The sequence below is a fragment of the Streptomyces sp. NPDC127084 genome, assembly GCF_042724175.1.
GTDB lineage: Bacteria > Actinomycetota > Actinomycetes > Streptomycetales > Streptomycetaceae > Streptomyces.
Map to the genome: position 1 here is coordinate 1 of NZ_JBHXFA010000437.1, position 1,026 is coordinate 1,026.

Here is a 1,026-nt window from a genome sequence, read left to right on the forward strand (position 1 = left end):
CGCGGCTCTGGATTCGGCGGTAGGGGATAAGGTCGCCCTGGTGGTTAAAGTGCCCGCACGCCGGTTCGACCCGGATCGCCCGCTGAAGTCCCTCGGGATCGACTCCCTCATGTCCCTGGAACTGCGCAACCGGCTTGAGAGTGTATTCGGAATCCGGCTCTCGGCCACGCTGATCTGGAACTACCCGACGATTCACGACATCGTCCCGTTCCTGGCCGAGAAGCTGGGGCTGGAGCTCGACGACGACGTCGCAACGGTCCAGGCGCCCATGGCCGTACCAACGGGAGACGGCGGCGGTGGGGTGCCCTCATCGGCCGAGAGCCCTGAAGAACTCCTCGAACGTGAACTCGCCGAGCTCAACGAACGGATGGAGACCATCTGATGAGCGGCATGTCCGGCCCTGATCCGAACGCGGCCACAGCCGCCACGAACACCACCATCGCCAAAGCTCTCACGGCCGTCCGGCAGTTGCGCGACAAGATCGACGTGCTGGAGCGGGCGAAGCGGGAGGCCATCGCCATCGTCGGCATGGGATGCCGGTTACCGGGGGGCGTGACGTCGCCGGACGCCTTTTGGAAAGTGGTCGCGGAAGGCGTCGACACCATTGGGGAGGTCCCGCAGGATCGTTGGGACCTCCGTCGGACGAGCAGCATGTCGGTCGGCGACGGGGCCCCTCCCGCGTACGGCGGTTTCATTGACGGTGTCGACCAGTTCGACCCGTACTTCTTCGGCATATCGCCGCGCGAGGCGGCCCGGATGGATCCGCAGCAGCGGCACTTCCTCGAAGTGGCCTGGGAAGCGCTTGAGGACGCCGGGTTGACCCGGGAGATGCTCCAGACCAGCCAGACCGGTGTCTTCGTGGGTGCCAACGCTTCGGACTATCTTCAGCTCCAGCTGGAGGACGCCGGCGGGATCGATACGTACACCGTGGTCGGCGGAACGAACTGCATCATTTCCAATCGTCTGTCGTACCTGCTCGACCTGCGTGGGCCCAGTCTGAAGGTCGACACAGCGTGCTCATCCTAC

Annotated in this window: 2 protein-coding genes; both read left to right on the top strand. The window is 64.9% G+C overall.

Annotated elements, in window-relative coordinates; all coding sequences use genetic code 11:
- Positions 1–382: acyl carrier protein (locus ACFWI9_RS34810; RefSeq protein WP_387169434.1), on the top strand; the 382-nt coding region annotated here is incomplete at its 5' end.
- On the top strand, positions 382–1,026 hold a 645-nt coding region (locus ACFWI9_RS34815), incomplete at its 3' end, for a polyketide synthase (RefSeq protein ID WP_387169437.1). The genes ACFWI9_RS34810 and ACFWI9_RS34815, both read left to right, overlap by 1 nt.